Below are 13,563 nucleotides of genomic sequence, written 5' to 3'. Positions count from 1 at the left end.
TCATAGACATCTAATTACCTCAGCGGCCTGTCGCAGCCGGTCCGCAACAACGCACGGGCACAGCGATCTGCGCAGTCTGGGAGCTCGGCTGCTGTCCCGCGGTGTCTCCCGAGCCCGGCCGTCATGCGGTCCCGCTGGCGATGCTGCAAGATGGGCGCACGGACCGTGTGGATGCATCTGCTCTCCGGAGGCGACTCTCGGTGAAGCTCCTCATGTCCCGGGCCTCTAGCTCAATGGGTAGAGCAGCGGACTTTTAATCCGTTGGTTCAGGGTTCGAGCCCCTGGAGGCCTACCGCGTGTCGATCCAGTAGCGGCGCTTGCCGCGGCGGCTGTCCTCGTAGACGCCGCCGTTGCGCTCGATGGTGCGTCGCGAGGCAGCGTTGTCCTCGTCGCAGGTCAGCAGCACCCGGTCGAGCCCGATCTCGCGGGAGCGCACCAGCGCCAGGCCGAGGGCCCGGCTGGCGTGCCCCTGCCTGCGCCGCGAGGGACGTACGGCGTAGCCGATGTGGCCGCCCTCCTGGAGCAGGAAGTCGTTGAGCGCGTGCCGGATGGCGAGGTAGCCGACGAAGTCGTCGCCCTCGACCAGCCACCAGTAGTCGCTGTGTACCAGGCCGTTCGGCGGCTGGATCGAGTGGTCCGACATCGCGAGCAGGCCGGGGATCCGCTCCGCGAGCGTGGCCTCGGTGGCGTCGTCGACGGTGAGATCCCACAGCCCGCTGCCGTGCATCGTGGTGGCGCCGAACTCGCGGACCGCGGCGATCCACGAGTCGGCGTAGCGGAGGGCAGGCAGGGCGAGGTCGATCATCGGCAGGCTCTCAGCGGGCCGTGCCGCGCTCGCCCGCGTCGGTGAGCCTCGCCTCTTCGATGGCCTGGGCCTCCAGCTCTGCGCGACGCGCGGTCTCGAGCCGGTCGCGCGCGGCGTCGTACGCACCGGGCTCGGAGACCAGGTCGGTCGCGCCCCGCTCGAGTCGCGCGAGGGCCGCCCGGCCGAAGATCTGCTGCTCGGTGGTGGTGCGCTCGGACCGGCCGCGGCCGACGAACGACACGAACCAGTGGAGCAGGGCGGTGACGCGGCTCTTGAAGCCGGTGATGTAGATGAGGTGCAGGACCAGCCACATCAGCCAGGCCACGACGCCGGTGATCCGCAGCTTGCCGATCATCGCCACCGCGTTGAAGCGGCTGATGACCGCCATGGAGCCCTTGTCGAAGTACTTGAACGGCTTGCGCGGCGGCTTGCCCTTGAGCCGGTCGTCGATCGTCTTCGCGGCGTACTTCGCGCCCTGGATGGCGACCTGCGCGACCCCGGGCAGGTTGTCGAGGCCGGCCATGTCGCCCACCACGAACACCTCGGGATAGCCCGGCAGCGTGAGGTCGGGATTCACCCCGATGCGGCCCGCGCGGTCGACGGTGGCGCCGGTCTGGTCGGCCAGCATCTTGCCGAGCGACGACGCCTGGACGCCGGCGGCCCAGATCTTGGTGACCGCGGCGATGCGCTCGGTGCGGCCGTCCTTGTACTTCACCTCGATGCCGCGCTCGTCGAGATCTGTGACCATCGCCCCGAGCAGCACCTCGACCCCGAGCTTCTCCAGCTCCTCCTTGGTCTCCTGACCGAGGCGCGCGCCGAACGGCGGCAGCACCTGGCCGGCGGCGTCGACGAGGATGACCCGTGCCTGGCGCGTGTTGATGCTCCGGAAGTCCTTGCGCAGCGTGCGGCGGGCCAGCTCGGCGATCTGGCCTGCCATCTCGACACCGGTGGGACCCGCGCCCACGACGACGAAGGTCAGCAGGTGGTCGACGTTGTCGCCGCGGTTGGCGCCGAGCTCGGCCATCTCGAAGGCGCCGAAGATGCGGCCGCGCAGCTCGAGAGCGTCATCGATGCTCTTCATGCCGGGGGCGTGCTCGGCGAAGTGATCGTTGCCGAAGTAGGACTGCGCCGAGCCGGCAGCCACGATCAGTGAGTCGTACGGCGTCACCGTCTCGCGGCCGAGCACGTGCGAGGTGACGGTGCGAGCTTCCAGGTCGATGCCGGTGACCGTGCCGAGCAGCACGTTCGCGTTGTCCTGCCGGCTGAGCACCTCGCGGGTGGGCGGAGCGACCTCCCCGGGGGACAGGATCCCGGTCGCCACCTGGTAGAGCAGCGGCTGGAAGAGGTGGTAGGTGGTCTTGGCGATCATCGTGACGTCGACGTCTGCGCGACTCAGCGCCTTGGCCCCGAACAGTCCGCCGAAACCGGAGCCGATCACCACCACTCGGTGCCGGGTGGAAGCCATCTGGTCGGACATCTGCTGCCCTCCTGTGCTCGTCTCTTCCTAGTCTCCAGTGTCCCGCGCCCCGGGCACCAGACCCCAACTGGCGACGTGGTTCCCTTGGTCACAAGACGGTCGGGCCCCGCCACTGTCCGCAATATCGGAATACCCAGGTTTACGTGTCGCGCCGCGTGGGTACACGAGCCGTGATTGGCTTGATCCGTCTCCCGGAAACTCAGGAAGGTCCGTGCCGCTCACCAAGCAAGCGCTTCCGCTCGAGGCGGAGCCCAGCGCCGTCGCCGACGCGCGCCGTTGGGTCGTCGCCGTATGCCGCGAGCTCGAGCGCCACGACCTCGTCGAGTGCGCCGAGCTGGGCGTCTCGGAGCTGGTCACCAACGCCGTCCTGCACGGCGAGCCGCCGCTGTGGGTGCGGGTTCGCGGCACCCGCGAGCATCCCCGCATCGAGGTGGCCGACGCTTCGCTGCAGCAGCCCGAGCCTCCGCAGCCGGCATTGTTCGAGGAGGACTCCGAGGAGGGCTTCCTCGCGACGTTCGGACGCGGGCTGTCGATCGTGGCCATGTCGTCGGTGACCTGGGGCGCCTCGATGGAGCCCGACGGCAAGGTGGTGTGGTTCGAGCCGGCGGCCGAGATGCACGAGGACGCGTTCCGGGAGGGCGTCATCGACGTCCGCACCGACGAGCCCGACTGGAGCCCGCCCGCCGACGCCATCGAGATCCAGCTGCTCGGCGTGGACCTCAAGCTCTTCATGGGCACCCAGAACCAGTACAGCGACCTGCGTCGCGAGCTGCGGCTCCTCGCGCTGGCGCACGAGGCCGACTACCCACTCGCTCGCGACCTCTCGTCGATGTTCGTGACGTACGAACGGCAGTTCCCGCCGAGCGCGGAGCTCCAGGTCGCCCAGCACGCCCGGCGTGGCGAGACGCGCGTCGACCTGACCTTCCAGTCGCCGCCTGAGGCGGCGACCATCTTCGCGACGATGCTGGAGATGTTCGACCTCGCCGACGCCTTCTGCAGGGCTCAGCGGCTGCTCTCCACCGCTCGCACTCCCGCGCAGCGCGAGTTCCAGGTGTGGTTCCTCGGCGAGTTCATCCGGCAGATCGCCGGCGAGGAGCCCACGCCCTGGTCGTCTCGGCCTCGCAGCGCCGGGCATCGCGTGTCGTGACCCGATCAGCACCGAGCCCTGCAGCACTCGCAGCGGTGGCGGTCGGCGGCGCCCTCGGGGCGGTGCTCCGCTGGACCGCGACGTACGCCGTGCCGGACGGGTCCGGGTTTCCCTGGACCACCTTCGCGATCAACGTGTCCGGCTCCCTCGCCCTCGCCCTGCTCCCGGCCCTCGCCGCCGTCCGGCGGCGGCACCTGCTCGTGCTCGCCCTCGGCCCCGGCCTGCTGGGCGGCTTCACGACGTTCTCGGCGTACGCCGAGCAAGGACGTGGCCTCTTCGGTTCCGGTCACCCGGCGCTGGCCCTCGCCTACCTGCTCGGGACGGTGGCGGCCTGCCTGGTCGCCGTACACCTCGGTCGTCGCCTGGCGCCGGTCCCGGCGAGCGACGACGAGGTGGACGAGTGATCGTGCTCCTGGTGGCGCTGGGTGCCGCGGTCGGAGCACCGGTGCGGTACGCCGTCGCACACCTCCTCGACGACGAGCTGCCGCTGGGCACCCTGGTCGTCAACGTGGTGGGCTCGACGTTCCTCGGCTTCCTGAGCGCGACCACGCCGGGTGAGCATGTGCTGGCGCTGCTGGGCGTCGGCTTCTGCGGCGGCTTCACCACCTGGTCGTCGCTGGCCGTGCAGACCCACGAGCGGGGCTGGTCGACCGGCGGCCGCTACCTCGCGCTGACGCTGGCCCTGGCACTGGCGGGCTGCTCGGCCGGCTTCGCAGTCGGGAGCTACGCGTAGCCGAGGTCGTGCAGCCGGCGGTCGTCGATGCCGAAGTGGTGGGCGATCTCGTGCACCACCGTGATCCGCACCTCGTCCACGAGCTCGTCCTCGGACTCGCACATCCGCGACAGCGGCCCGCGGAAGACGAGGATCCGGTCGGGCAGCTCGAACGCGTGGTTGCTCGCCCGCTCGGTCAGCGCGACGCCGTCGTAGTAGCCGAGCAGCTCGGGGTCGTCGGCGGGCGGCTCGTCCTCGACGAGCACGACGACGTTGCGGATGAGCGCCGCCAGCTCGTCGGGGATCTCGTCGAGCGCCCGGTCGACGAGCGCCTCGAACTCCTCGGGTGCGACGTCGACCGGCATCACCCGATCCTAGGAGAGTGGAGAAGGCGGAGGCCCCCGACGACCCGGAGGGCGAGCCTCAGTGGGCCAGCTCCTCCTGCCGGGCGGCGAGCCGCAGCGGGGCGAGGGCCGTGCTCCAGGCGACGAGCTCGTCGAAGAGGGTGTTGAGCGCCAGCTCCTGGTGCTCCCCGGGGCGGAGGGTCGTGAAGTTCTCGAAGTCGTAGAAGAGGTTCAGCGCGACGCCGGTCCTGACGTCGGCCATCTTGAGCTCGCCGGCCACGAGGCGCAGGTGCTCGATGGCGCGGGCGCCTCCGACGGAGCCATAGGCGACGAACCCGACGGCCTTGTTGTTCCACTCCTTGAACAGGTAGTCGATGGCATTCTTGAGGACACCGGAGGTGGAGTGGTTGTACTCCGGGGTGACCATGACGTAGCCGTCGAAGGACGCGATCTTCTCGGCCCAGCGGTGGGTGTGCTCGTTGCTGTACTGCCCCAGCGACGGGGGCAGCGGCTCGTCGAGGTGCGGCAGGGGGTGGTCGGCGAGGTCGACCAGCTCGTAGGTGGCGTCTTGGCGCTTCGAGGCGACCTCGAGCACCCACTTCGCGACCTGCTCGCCGTTGCGACCGGGCCGGGTGCTGCCGAGGATGATGGCGATGTGCGGCATCTGCGCTCCTTGGGTGGAATTTGTTTGCGTATGCAAGGTAATCACTACTTGCGTGCGCATGCAAATATCCGGATCTCCGCAGGACTCCGCTGCGGCGTCGAGCAAGTAGCGTTGCCCCCATGGGTGCGCCGCGCAGGGAACAGCCGATGAACGCCGACGAGGAGGCCCTGGTGCGCGCGCTCCAACCTGCGATGCGCGAGCTGATGCGCCGCTGGGACGCCGACCTCGTGACCGACCAGAGCCTCTCGATCACCGAGTACAGCGTGCTGATGTTCTTGTCCGAGGCGCCCTCGCGGCGGCTCGGGATGTCCGAGCTGGCGAGGCAGTGTCACCAGTCCGTGAGTGCCGTCAGCCGGACGGTCGGCCGACTCGAACGCGACGACCTGGTGCGCCGCGAGCAGTGCTCGACCGACGCCCGCAGCGCGGAGGCGGTGCTGACGGATGCGGGACTCAGGCGGCTCAAGAAGGCCTGGCCCGTCCACCTGCGCAGCATGCGGCGCAGCTTCCTGGACCACCTGGGGGAGGTGGACCTGCCCACCCTCACCGCTGCGCTGCGCCGGATGGCCGACGGCGGCGACCACCCGCCTGCGGGCTGAGGAGTCACCGACAGACACGTAGGGCTCTGATCCGGCTGCTGCCGGATCAGAGCCCTGGTGGCGACCCCGACGGGACTCGAACCCGCGGCCTCCGCCGTGACAGGGCGGCGCGCTAACCAACTGCGCTACGGGGCCTCATGGTGATGCTGTGGTGCTGACGTTCCTGGTGCGTGGAGCGGGTGAACTCTAACCCATCTCCGCCGGTGTCTCCCAATCGGGATGACCGGCCGATGCTGCGCACCCCCAACGGGATTCGAACCCGTGCTACCGCCGTGAAAGGGCGACGTCCTAGGCCGCTAGACGATGGGGGCCTGCGCTCTCGCGAGCGCCCCGACAGCATAGGGGCGGCCGCGTCGCGCCAACAAATGTCACGCCGTCCCGGCGGTCATCTCCTGCAGGCGTACGGCGCACTCGGCGGCGACGGCGAGCGCCAGCTGCTCGGCCGTGTCGCCCTGCATCTCGGGCACCACGTGGTGCACGGTGCCGGAGCGGTGGAGGTCGATCGCGCGCACCTCCTGCTGCTCCGCCAGCTCCGCGGCGTGGCTGGTGTCGCCGTGGTGCACGATCGCGCTGGCCCCCTCGGGAGGCAGCGGCGAGAGCCAGGCGTTCTCCGCGGCGATGACAGTGCGCCCGGGCAGCAGCGCGAGCGCCCCTCCCCCGCAGCCCTGGCCGAGCACCACAGCCAGCGTCGGCACCGTCATGGTGACGAGCTCGGCGATGCAGCGAGCGATCTCGCCGGCGATGGCACGCTCCTCCGCGTGCTGCGACAGCGCGGCACCCGGGGTGTCGATGACGGTGACCAGCGGGAGCCGGAGCTCCTCGGCCAGCCGCATGCCGCGCCGCGCCTCGCGCAGCGCACCCGGGCCCATCGGGGTCTCGACCGTCTGTCGGGTGCGGTCCTGCCCGACGACGACACAGGGCTGCCCGTCGAGGCGCGTGAGCGCCACGATCAGCGTCTCGTCACGCTCGCCCTCGTCGGTGCCGGCCAGGCGCAGGGTGCGGGAGCCGGCGTGCCTCAGGAGGTCCCGCACGCCCACCCGTCCCTCGGCCCGGGTGCGCTGGATCGCCTCCCACGCCGAGCCCTCGTCGCTCACCTCGCCGGTACGGCGCGGCAGGGTCGGCTCGTCGGGAGGGTCGACCAGCACCGCGAGGGCACGGTCGACGAGCTCCGGCAGGTCCTCCGCGGCGACCACCGCGTCGATGACCCCGCGCGCGGCCAGGTTCTCGGCCGTCTGGACGTCGCTCGGGAACGGCTCACCGTGGAGGGCCTCGTAGACCTTCGGGCCCAGGAACCCCACCAGCGCCCCGGGTTCGGCCACCGTCACGTGCGCCAGCGACCCCCAGGACGCGAAGACGCCGCCCATGGTGGGGTTGCGCAGGTAGACGAGGTAGGGCAGCCCCGCCGCCCGGTGCGCCATCAGCGCGCGCGAGATCTCGATCATCTGCACGAACGCCGGGGTGCCCTCCTGCATGCGGGTGCCGCCCGAGGCCGTCGTGGCGAGCACCGGCAGGCCCTCGGCGGTGGCCCGTCGTACGGCGGCGGTGATCCGGTCGGCGGCGGCGCGACCGATCGAGCCCGCGAGGAAGCCGAACTCGTTGGCCACCACCGCGACCGGGCGGCCGCGCATCAGGCCTCGGCCGGTGACCACCGACTCGTCGGTGCCCGCCTTCTGGGCGGCTCGCTCGAGGGTCGTGCGATAGGCCTCGGAGTGACCGGAGATGTCGATCGGCACGTCCCACGACTCGAACGAGTCGTCGTCCAGCACCAGCCCGAGAAGCTGGTGCGCGCCCCAGCGCTCCGTCATGCGGGATCCTCGTCGAGCCATGCCCGGACCGAGCCGCCGTGCTCGTCCAGCACTGGCGGGGCCTGGTGGTCGCGGCGGGTGACCTCATGACCGTCGGCGGCGAAGAACCGCAGCGGCGGGCCCGGCAGCGAGACCGTGCCGAGCGTGCTGTGGTCGACCTCGACCAGCAGCCCCTGGCTGCGCGTCTGGTCCCAGGCGTAGACCTCGTCGAGGGTGCGCACCTTGCCCGCGGGCACCCCCACCTCCGCCAGGCGCGCGAGGAGCGGTTCACTGTCCCAGTCGGCGAAGACTCCCTCCACGACCTCGATGACGCGCTCGCGCGCGGCGACGCGGTCGGCGTTGGTGGCCAGCCCCTCGGCGTCCGGGTCCAGCTCGAAGCCGGCACAGAACCGGCGCCACAGGCTCTCGCTGCCGAGCGCGATCTGAACCGAGCCGTCACGGCAGTGGAAGAGGCCGTACGGCGCGATCGACGGGTGGTGGTTGCCCTGCGCGCGGCCGACCTCGCCGGCCACGGTCCACCGGGTGCCCTGGAAGGCGTGCACCCCCACGACGGAGGCCAGCAGTGAGGTGCGCACGACCGTGCCCAGCCCGGTGCGGTGCCGCTCGTTGAGCGCCGCGAGGACGCCGTACGCGCCGTACATGCCCGAGAGCAGGTCGGCGATCGGGGTGCCCACGCGCTGCGGGTCGTCGGGGCCGGAGCCGGTCAGCGACATCAGTCCCGCCTCCCCCTGGGCGATCTGGTCGTAGCCTGCTCGACCGCCCTCGGGGCCGTCGTGCCCGAAGCCGGTGATCGAGAGCACCACGAGCCGGGGGTTGCGCTCCTGGAGGCTCGCGATGCCCAAGCCGAGCCGCTCCAGGACGCCGGTGCGGAAGTTCTCGACCAGCACGTCGGCGCGGTCGACGAGCCGCAGCAGCACGTCGCGGTCGCCGTCGTCCTTGAGGTCGAGGGCGATCGACTCCTTGTTGCGGTTCGCGGAGAGGAAGTACGTCGACTGGCGCGCGTCGGGCTCGCCCACGAAGGGCGGGCCCCAGCCGCGGGTGTCGTCGCCACCGTCGGGCGTCTCGACCTTGATCACGCGAGCGCCCAGGTCGCCCAGCATCATCGTGGCGTGCGGCCCGGCCAGGGCCCGGGTCAGGTCGACGACGAGGAGGTCGGCGAGGGGTCCGGTCATCGGGTCACCATCCCGGCAGCACGAGGGCCGCCCATACGAGTAGCGGGCCGACCAGGACGACGATCACGCTGTAGGTCAGGATCTGCTTGTAGTAGACCGGCTCCTCGATGGAGTCGGGCTTGTTGGCCAGCATCAGGGCTCCGTTCGTGGAGAAGGGGCTCACGTCGACGATCGTCGAGGACACGGCCAGCGCCGCCACGAACATCGCCGCGCTGATCCCGCCGTCGGCGATGAGCGGCACCGCGATCGGGATGATCACGGGCAGCAGGGCAGTCGACGACGCGAACGCGGACACGACGCCCCCGACGTAGCAGAGGACCAGGGCGCCGATGGCGACCGCGCCCAGCCCGGCGGCCCAGTTGCCGACGAACTCGGGCGAGCCCGCGAGGGTGAGGATGGTGGCGTAGGTGCTGACACCCGCCACCAGGAGCACGGTCGGCCACGCGATCTGCTTCACGGCGTCCTTGTGCTCGGTGGGCGAGAGCATCGCGAGGATGACGGCCGCGGTGATCGCGACGAAGCCGATGTTCTTGTCGAAGGCCAGTGCGATGACCGCGACGGCCACGAAGGCCACGAGCGTCAGGATCTGGTCGAGACGGACCCCGGCGGTCTGGGGCGCCATGGTCGTCGCGCCGGCACCGCCGCGCGGGGCCCCGGCGTCGTCATCGACGCGGTCGGGCTCGTCCGGGTCGACGCGCCGGCTCATCAGCTCACGCCCGCCGAGGACCAGGAAGAGGATCACCGCCATGATCGTGTTCACGACCAGGCTGGCCAGGAAGACCGTGATCTCACTGGACGGCAGGCCGGCGTCCTCCATCACCGAGTTGGTGATGGTGCCGTAGATGCTGATCGGCGAGAAGCCGCCGGCCTGGGCGCCGTGCACCACCATCATGCCCATCATCAGCGGGCTGATGCCGTAGCGGCCGGCGAAGCCGAGTGCGATCGGGCCGATGATCGCGCACGCGGCCGGGCTGACCGCACCGATCGCCGTGAGCACCCCGGTCACCGCGAACATGACCCAGGGGATCAGCGCGACCCGGCCACCCACGGCCCGGACGGCGGTCCGCACGATGAGGTCTACCGTGCCGTTGTTCCGGGCGATCGCGAAGAGGTAGGTGACACCGATCAGCGTCAGGATGAGGTCACCGCTGACCCCGGCCAGGATCTCCTTCTCGTCGAGGTCGAGGGCGTACATGCCCACCAGCCACGCGGCGACGTACGCCAGCGCTCCCATGTTGATCGGCAGCAGCGTGCCGACCACGAACAACGCGACGAGCGCGATGATCGCAACCCATTCCGGTCCCATCGATGCCTCCTCCGAGCTCTCGGTACGACGAGCGACGCCACGGTTGGCTCAGTGGCCTAGCCAATAGGTCAATGAACCGCACGTCAATAGGCTGGGGTCATGTCGGATGCACACCACGCGTCGGAGACCGGGCCCCAGGCGAGCGCGGAGGCCGGTGCAGGCGAGGGCCGGGACTTCCCGGTCCGGCCGATGCGCACGCGCCTCTACGAACAGGTGGCCGAGCAGATCACCACGTGGATCGCCCAGAACGGGCTGGGCACGGGCGACCGGCTGCCTCCCGAGCGCGAGCTCGCCTCCCGGCTGGGCGTGAGCCGCGCGACCTTGAGCCAGGCGCTGGTCGCGCTCGAGGTCATCGGCGTGGTCGCGGTGCGGCACGGCGACGGGACGGTGGTGACCGGGCCTCCCAAGGCCTCGCGGATCGTCGACGCGATCCGCGCGCATGCCGACCGGCTGCCGGAGATCATCGAGACCCGCGATGCCCTCGAGACCAAGATCGCCGCGCTGGCGGCCGCGCGTCGTACCGACGAGGACCTCGCCCGCATCCACGACGCCCTCCAGGTGATGGAGCACGACATCGACGCCGGGGGACGCGGCGTCGAGGGCGACGAGCGCTTCCACGGCGCCGTGACCGCGGCCGCTCACTCGCTGCTGCTCGCCCGGCTGATGGACGAGATCGGCGACCTGATCAAGGAGTCGCGCATCGAGTCGCTCTCCCAGCCCGGACGGCCACGCGACTCGCTGGCCAGCCACCGGGCCATCGCGGACGCGATCGGGGCCGGCGACCCGGCCGCGGCCGCCGCGGCCATGCACTCCCACGTCGAGATGGTCAGCGACGTCGCCGTCCTGCGCGACGGCGAGCGGTGACCGGCCTGGAGCAGCTGGCCGTCCTGGCCGCGGGGCTGGGCGCCGGGGTCCTGACCTCCACCGTGGGCGTGGCTTCCCTGCTGAGCTTCCCCGTGCTGCTGGCCGTGGGACTGCCACCGGTGGTGGCCAACGCGTCGAACACCGTCGGGCTCACCCCGGGCGCGATCAGCGGCTCCTTCGGCTACCGCGAGGAGCTGCGCGAGCACCCGCGGATCGCGGTGGCCGTGCTGGCGGCGTGCGGGCTCGGTGGGGTCGCGGGCGCCTTCCTGCTCCTCGCCCTGCCGTCGGAGGTCTTCGAGGCCGTCGTGCCCTGGCTGATCCTCTTCACCTGCCTGCTCGTCGGGGCGCAGCCCCGCATCTCGCGCTGGATGCGGTCCCGCCACGACGGACCGGCGCCGGAACCGCGTACCCGGATGTCCCCGACCACGACGTTCTTCGCCACCCTGACCGGGGTCTACGGCGGCTACTTCGGCGCCGGGTCCGGCGTCATGGCGATGGCCGTGCTGGGCCTGGGCCTCGACATCGACCTGCGCATCCTCAACGCCCTCAAGACGCTCGCGGTGATGGCCGGCAACGTGGTGGCCGGGCTGATCTTCCTGTTCGTGGCCGACCTCGACTGGGCGGCGATCCTGCTGCTGGCGAGCGGCTCCGTCGTGGGCGGGTACGCCGGGTCGCGGATCGGCCGGCGGGTCCCTCCCACGCTGCTGCGCGCGCTCATCGTGCTGGCCGGCGTCACGGCTGCCGTCGTGCTCCTGCTGTGAGTCGTTCCCCTTTTTCGGCGACGGTCCGCCCCGTGTATGGTTTCTCCCGCTTGGCCAGGTAGCTCAGTTGGTACGAGCGTCCGCCTGAAAAGTGGAAGGTCGGCGGTTCGACCCCGCCCCTGGCCACCAGCACCCGAAGCGCCCGGTCACGTCCCGACCGGGCGCTTCGTGGTTCGGTGTGGCCCCAACCGGGCCGGAAGCTACGTCGACAAGCACGGCATCGGGTTGATCGAACGGCTGATCACCGACGTGATCGCCGGGTACAGCTAGGCCGTGCGCTCGGCGTAGGTCTCGGCGGCGCGGAACACACCCGCGACGTAGACGTCCTCGTGGTTGTAGGAGTAGACCGCCGCCGCCCAGCCGGCGCCGCTGGCCAGGCTGCCGGAGGCGCACAGGTAGCGCGCGGCCGCACGGGCCGCGTCGTCGAGGTCGTTCGGGTCGGCGACGCCGTCGCCGTCACCGTCGGCGCCCCAGGCCGACCACGTGGAGGGGATGAACTGCATCGGGCCCACGGCGTGGTCCCAGGTGGCGTCGCCGTGCCACCGGGCGCTCTGTGCCGACGCCGGGATCGCGGCGAACCGGCCGTGGCCGTCGAGGGCGGGGCCGAGGATCGGCGGCGACGGGTGGCCGTCGGCCGACACGGAGCGGCCACCGATCGTGCCGTGGTGGGACTCCAGCCAGCCGATGCCGGCCAGCGTCGTCCAGCCGAGGTGGCACGACTCCGGGACCTGCCGCGTCGCGCGCGCGTAGGCGCGCATCGCCGGGACGGGGATGCCCGCCCGGGCCGCCGTGTCCTCGACCCAGTGCTCATCGACCGGAGCGACGGATGCCCGGGTCCGGGAATCGCCACCGCTTCGCGCCGGAGGCACCTCAACCACCGGTGGTGGCACCTGCACGGTGGTCGCCAGGACCGGGTCCCGGTAGCCGGCCTGGTGCTGCGCGACGTACGCCGTGAGGCCGAGGCCGGCCAGGAGCGCGAGCGTGGCCACGAGGTGGCCGAGTCTCACCCGAAGCGGCCGTTGACGTAGTCGGAGGTGCGCTGGTCCTGGGGGTGGCTGAACATCGCCGCGGTGTCGCCGTGCTCGACGATCACACCCGGGGTGCCCTGCGAGGCGAGGAAGAACGCGCACGTGTCGGAGACGCGGGCGGCCTGCTGCATGTTGTGGGTCACGATGACGATGGTGACCTCTTTCGCCATCTCCTTCATCGTCTCCTCGATCACCCGCGTGGAGGTCGGGTCCAGCGCCGAGCACGGCTCGTCCATGAGGAGGACCCGCGGCCTGATCGCCAGCGACCGGGCGATGCACAGCCGCTGCTGCTGGCCGCCGGAGAGCCCGCCGCCAGGGGCGTCGAGCCGGTCCTTGACCTCGTTCCACAGGCCGGCCCTCACCAGGCACCGCTCCACGAGCTCGTCCTTGGCTGCGCGCGACGCCCTCGTGCCCGTCAGCCGGAGCCCGGCGACGACGTTGTCGCGGATGGTCATCGCCGGGAAGGGGTTGGGCTTCTGGAAGACCATGCCGATGCTGCGACGGGCGTCGGTCAGCTTGCGCTGCGCGTCGTAGATGTCGACACCGTCCAGGAGCACCTCACCGGACAGCGCCGCCGACGGCACCAGCTCGTGCATCCGGTTGAGGATCCGGAGGAACGTCGACTTGCCGCATCCCGACGGCCCGATCAGCGCGGTGATCCCGCCGGCAGGCATGGTCAGGGAGACCCGGTCGAGCACCTTGTGCTGGCCGAACCAGGCGGTGATCTCGCGAGCCTCGAGCTCAGCGAGGGAGACGCCCCCCTCTTCAGCGGCCGGGCCGTCGGCCCGGACCGCAGGCAGCGCGACGGTCTCGTCGGTGTAGGAGGACGATGCGGCGGTAGTCATGGTGCCTTCTCTTCGTGACTTCTCTTCGGGGTGTGCG

Annotated in this window: 15 protein-coding genes and 4 tRNA genes; 8 read left to right on the top strand and 11 right to left on the bottom strand. The window is 71.1% G+C overall.

Annotated elements, in window-relative coordinates; translation table 11 throughout:
- Nucleotides 1–219: 219 nt before the first annotated feature.
- Nucleotides 220–292, top strand: a tRNA-Lys gene (locus ACP7BP_RS15465).
- Here the strand turns inward: ACP7BP_RS15465 and ACP7BP_RS15460 are convergent.
- On the bottom strand, nt 290–805 hold the full coding sequence (locus ACP7BP_RS15460) for a GNAT family N-acetyltransferase (protein ID WP_426245819.1): 516 nt from the start codon (nt 803–805) through the stop codon (nt 290–292). The two genes, ACP7BP_RS15465 and ACP7BP_RS15460, sit on opposite strands and share 3 nt — an antisense overlap.
- Nucleotides 806–815: 10 nt before the next feature.
- Nucleotides 816–2,282 carry an NAD(P)/FAD-dependent oxidoreductase gene (locus ACP7BP_RS15455; protein WP_426245817.1) on the bottom strand — a complete coding sequence of 489 codons (1,467 nt, stop codon included), beginning with the start codon at nt 2,280–2,282 and terminating at the stop codon, nt 816–818.
- Between the two features lie 211 nt (nt 2,283–2,493).
- On the opposite strand from ACP7BP_RS15455, the gene ACP7BP_RS15450 reads away from it, so the two are divergent.
- The 3 genes from ACP7BP_RS15450 to ACP7BP_RS15440 are packed head-to-tail and all read left to right on the top strand — an operon-like array spanning nt 2,494 to nt 4,162.
- Nucleotides 2,494–3,429, top strand: coding sequence for an ATP-binding protein (locus ACP7BP_RS15450; RefSeq protein ID WP_426245816.1), 936 nt, complete (start codon nt 2,494–2,496; stop codon nt 3,427–3,429).
- On the top strand, nt 3,426–3,833 hold the full coding sequence (locus ACP7BP_RS15445) for a fluoride efflux transporter FluC (protein WP_426245815.1): 408 nt from the start codon (nt 3,426–3,428) through the stop codon (nt 3,831–3,833). The genes ACP7BP_RS15450 and ACP7BP_RS15445 overlap by 4 nt, the downstream gene beginning before the upstream one ends.
- Nucleotides 3,830–4,162, top strand: a complete 333-nt coding sequence (locus ACP7BP_RS15440; RefSeq protein WP_426245814.1) for a fluoride efflux transporter FluC — start codon at nt 3,830–3,832, stop codon at nt 4,160–4,162. The genes ACP7BP_RS15445 and ACP7BP_RS15440 overlap by 4 nt, the downstream gene beginning before the upstream one ends.
- Here the strand turns inward: ACP7BP_RS15440 and ACP7BP_RS15435 are convergent.
- Together ACP7BP_RS15435 and ACP7BP_RS15430 are read right to left on the bottom strand one after the other, a co-directional pair.
- Nucleotides 4,153–4,506, bottom strand: a complete 354-nt coding sequence (locus ACP7BP_RS15435; RefSeq protein WP_426245813.1) for a metallopeptidase family protein — start codon at nt 4,504–4,506, stop codon at nt 4,153–4,155. The genes ACP7BP_RS15440 and ACP7BP_RS15435 overlap by 10 nt on opposite strands.
- Nucleotides 4,507–4,564: 58 nt before the next feature.
- Entirely contained in the window at nt 4,565–5,149 is a 585-nt protein-coding gene (locus tag ACP7BP_RS15430) for an NADPH-dependent FMN reductase (protein ID WP_426245812.1), read from the bottom strand.
- 119 nt (nt 5,150–5,268) lie between these two features.
- Here ACP7BP_RS15430 and ACP7BP_RS15425 point away from each other — a divergent pair, with 119 nt between their 5' ends.
- Nucleotides 5,269–5,745 (top strand): MarR family winged helix-turn-helix transcriptional regulator, encoded by a 477-nt coding sequence (locus ACP7BP_RS15425; RefSeq protein ID WP_426245811.1) that lies wholly within the window; start codon nt 5,269–5,271, stop codon nt 5,743–5,745.
- Nucleotides 5,746–5,803: 58 nt separating this feature from the next.
- On the opposite strand, the gene ACP7BP_RS15420 is transcribed toward ACP7BP_RS15425, so the two are convergent.
- The 5 genes from ACP7BP_RS15420 to ACP7BP_RS15400 all read right to left on the bottom strand — a co-directional run bounded on the left by ACP7BP_RS15420 (nt 5,804) and on the right by ACP7BP_RS15400 (nt 10,028).
- Nucleotides 5,804–5,880 (bottom strand) — tRNA-Asp (locus ACP7BP_RS15420).
- A 103-nt stretch (nt 5,881–5,983) separates the two neighbouring features.
- A tRNA-Glu gene (locus ACP7BP_RS15415) sits at nt 5,984–6,056 on the bottom strand.
- Between the two features lie 57 nt (nt 6,057–6,113).
- Nucleotides 6,114–7,550, bottom strand: coding sequence for a carboxyl transferase domain-containing protein (locus ACP7BP_RS15410; protein ID WP_426245809.1), 1,437 nt, complete (start codon nt 7,548–7,550; stop codon nt 6,114–6,116).
- A complete protein-coding gene (locus ACP7BP_RS15405) occupies nt 7,547–8,722 on the bottom strand; it encodes a CaiB/BaiF CoA transferase family protein (protein WP_426245808.1) in 1,176 nt (391 codons plus the stop codon). Before ACP7BP_RS15405 ends, ACP7BP_RS15410 begins: the two co-directional genes overlap by 4 nt.
- A gap of 4 nt (nt 8,723–8,726) precedes the next feature.
- Nucleotides 8,727–10,028 (bottom strand): SLC13 family permease, encoded by a 1,302-nt coding sequence (locus ACP7BP_RS15400; protein WP_426245807.1) that lies wholly within the window; start codon nt 10,026–10,028, stop codon nt 8,727–8,729.
- A 99-nt stretch (nt 10,029–10,127) separates the two neighbouring features.
- Here ACP7BP_RS15400 and ACP7BP_RS15395 point away from each other — a divergent pair, with 99 nt between their 5' ends.
- The 3 genes from ACP7BP_RS15395 to ACP7BP_RS15385 all read left to right on the top strand — a co-directional run bounded on the left by ACP7BP_RS15395 (nt 10,128) and on the right by ACP7BP_RS15385 (nt 11,782).
- A complete protein-coding gene (locus ACP7BP_RS15395) occupies nt 10,128–10,892 on the top strand; it encodes a FadR/GntR family transcriptional regulator (protein WP_426245806.1) in 765 nt (254 codons plus the stop codon).
- Nucleotides 10,889–11,653 (top strand): sulfite exporter TauE/SafE family protein, encoded by a 765-nt coding sequence (locus ACP7BP_RS15390; RefSeq protein ID WP_426245805.1) that lies wholly within the window; start codon nt 10,889–10,891, stop codon nt 11,651–11,653. Before ACP7BP_RS15395 ends, ACP7BP_RS15390 begins: the two co-directional genes overlap by 4 nt.
- Nucleotides 11,654–11,705: 52 nt before the next feature.
- A tRNA-Phe gene (locus tag ACP7BP_RS15385) sits at nt 11,706–11,782 on the top strand.
- Between the two features lie 137 nt (nt 11,783–11,919).
- Here the strand turns inward: ACP7BP_RS15385 and ACP7BP_RS15380 are convergent.
- Together ACP7BP_RS15380 and ACP7BP_RS15375 are read right to left on the bottom strand one after the other, a co-directional pair.
- Nucleotides 11,920–12,660, bottom strand: coding sequence for a lytic transglycosylase domain-containing protein (locus tag ACP7BP_RS15380; RefSeq protein WP_426245804.1), 741 nt, complete (start codon nt 12,658–12,660; stop codon nt 11,920–11,922).
- Nucleotides 12,657–13,526, bottom strand: a complete 870-nt coding sequence (locus ACP7BP_RS15375) for a phosphate ABC transporter ATP-binding protein (RefSeq protein ID WP_426245802.1) — start codon at nt 13,524–13,526, stop codon at nt 12,657–12,659. The genes ACP7BP_RS15380 and ACP7BP_RS15375 overlap by 4 nt, the downstream gene beginning before the upstream one ends.
- Nucleotides 13,527–13,563 lie beyond the last annotated feature (37 nt).

Source organism: Nocardioides sp. LHG3406-4, from assembly GCF_049897745.1.
Taxonomy (GTDB): domain Bacteria; phylum Actinomycetota; class Actinomycetes; order Propionibacteriales; family Nocardioidaceae; genus Nocardioides.
The sequence above is the reverse complement of the archived record's forward strand: the minus strand, read 5'-3'. Positions and strand labels throughout refer to the sequence as shown.

What these genes read in the sequence shown, in the direction of transcription:
- ACP7BP_RS15460 (WP_426245819.1), bottom strand. Translation starts at nt 805, where the DNA reads ATGATCGACCTCGCCCTGCCTGCCCTCCGCTACGCCGACTCGTGGATC.
- ACP7BP_RS15455 (WP_426245817.1), bottom strand. Translation starts at nt 2,282, where the DNA reads ATGTCCGACCAGATGGCTTCCACCCGGCACCGAGTGGTGGTGATCGGC.
- ACP7BP_RS15435 (WP_426245813.1), bottom strand. Translation starts at nt 4,506, where the DNA reads ATGCCGGTCGACGTCGCACCCGAGGAGTTCGAGGCGCTCGTCGACCGG.
- ACP7BP_RS15430 (WP_426245812.1), bottom strand. Translation starts at nt 5,149, where the DNA reads ATGCCGCACATCGCCATCATCCTCGGCAGCACCCGGCCCGGTCGCAAC.
- ACP7BP_RS15425 (WP_426245811.1), top strand. Translation starts at nt 5,269, where the DNA reads ATGGGTGCGCCGCGCAGGGAACAGCCGATGAACGCCGACGAGGAGGCC.
- ACP7BP_RS15410 (WP_426245809.1), bottom strand. Translation starts at nt 7,550, where the DNA reads ATGACGGAGCGCTGGGGCGCGCACCAGCTTCTCGGGCTGGTGCTGGAC.
- ACP7BP_RS15405 (WP_426245808.1), bottom strand. Translation starts at nt 8,722, where the DNA reads ATGACCGGACCCCTCGCCGACCTCCTCGTCGTCGACCTGACCCGGGCC.
- ACP7BP_RS15400 (WP_426245807.1), bottom strand. Translation starts at nt 10,028, where the DNA reads ATGGGACCGGAATGGGTTGCGATCATCGCGCTCGTCGCGTTGTTCGTG.
- ACP7BP_RS15395 (WP_426245806.1), top strand. Translation starts at nt 10,128, where the DNA reads ATGTCGGATGCACACCACGCGTCGGAGACCGGGCCCCAGGCGAGCGCG.
- ACP7BP_RS15375 (WP_426245802.1), bottom strand. Translation starts at nt 13,526, where the DNA reads ATGACTACCGCCGCATCGTCCTCCTACACCGACGAGACCGTCGCGCTG.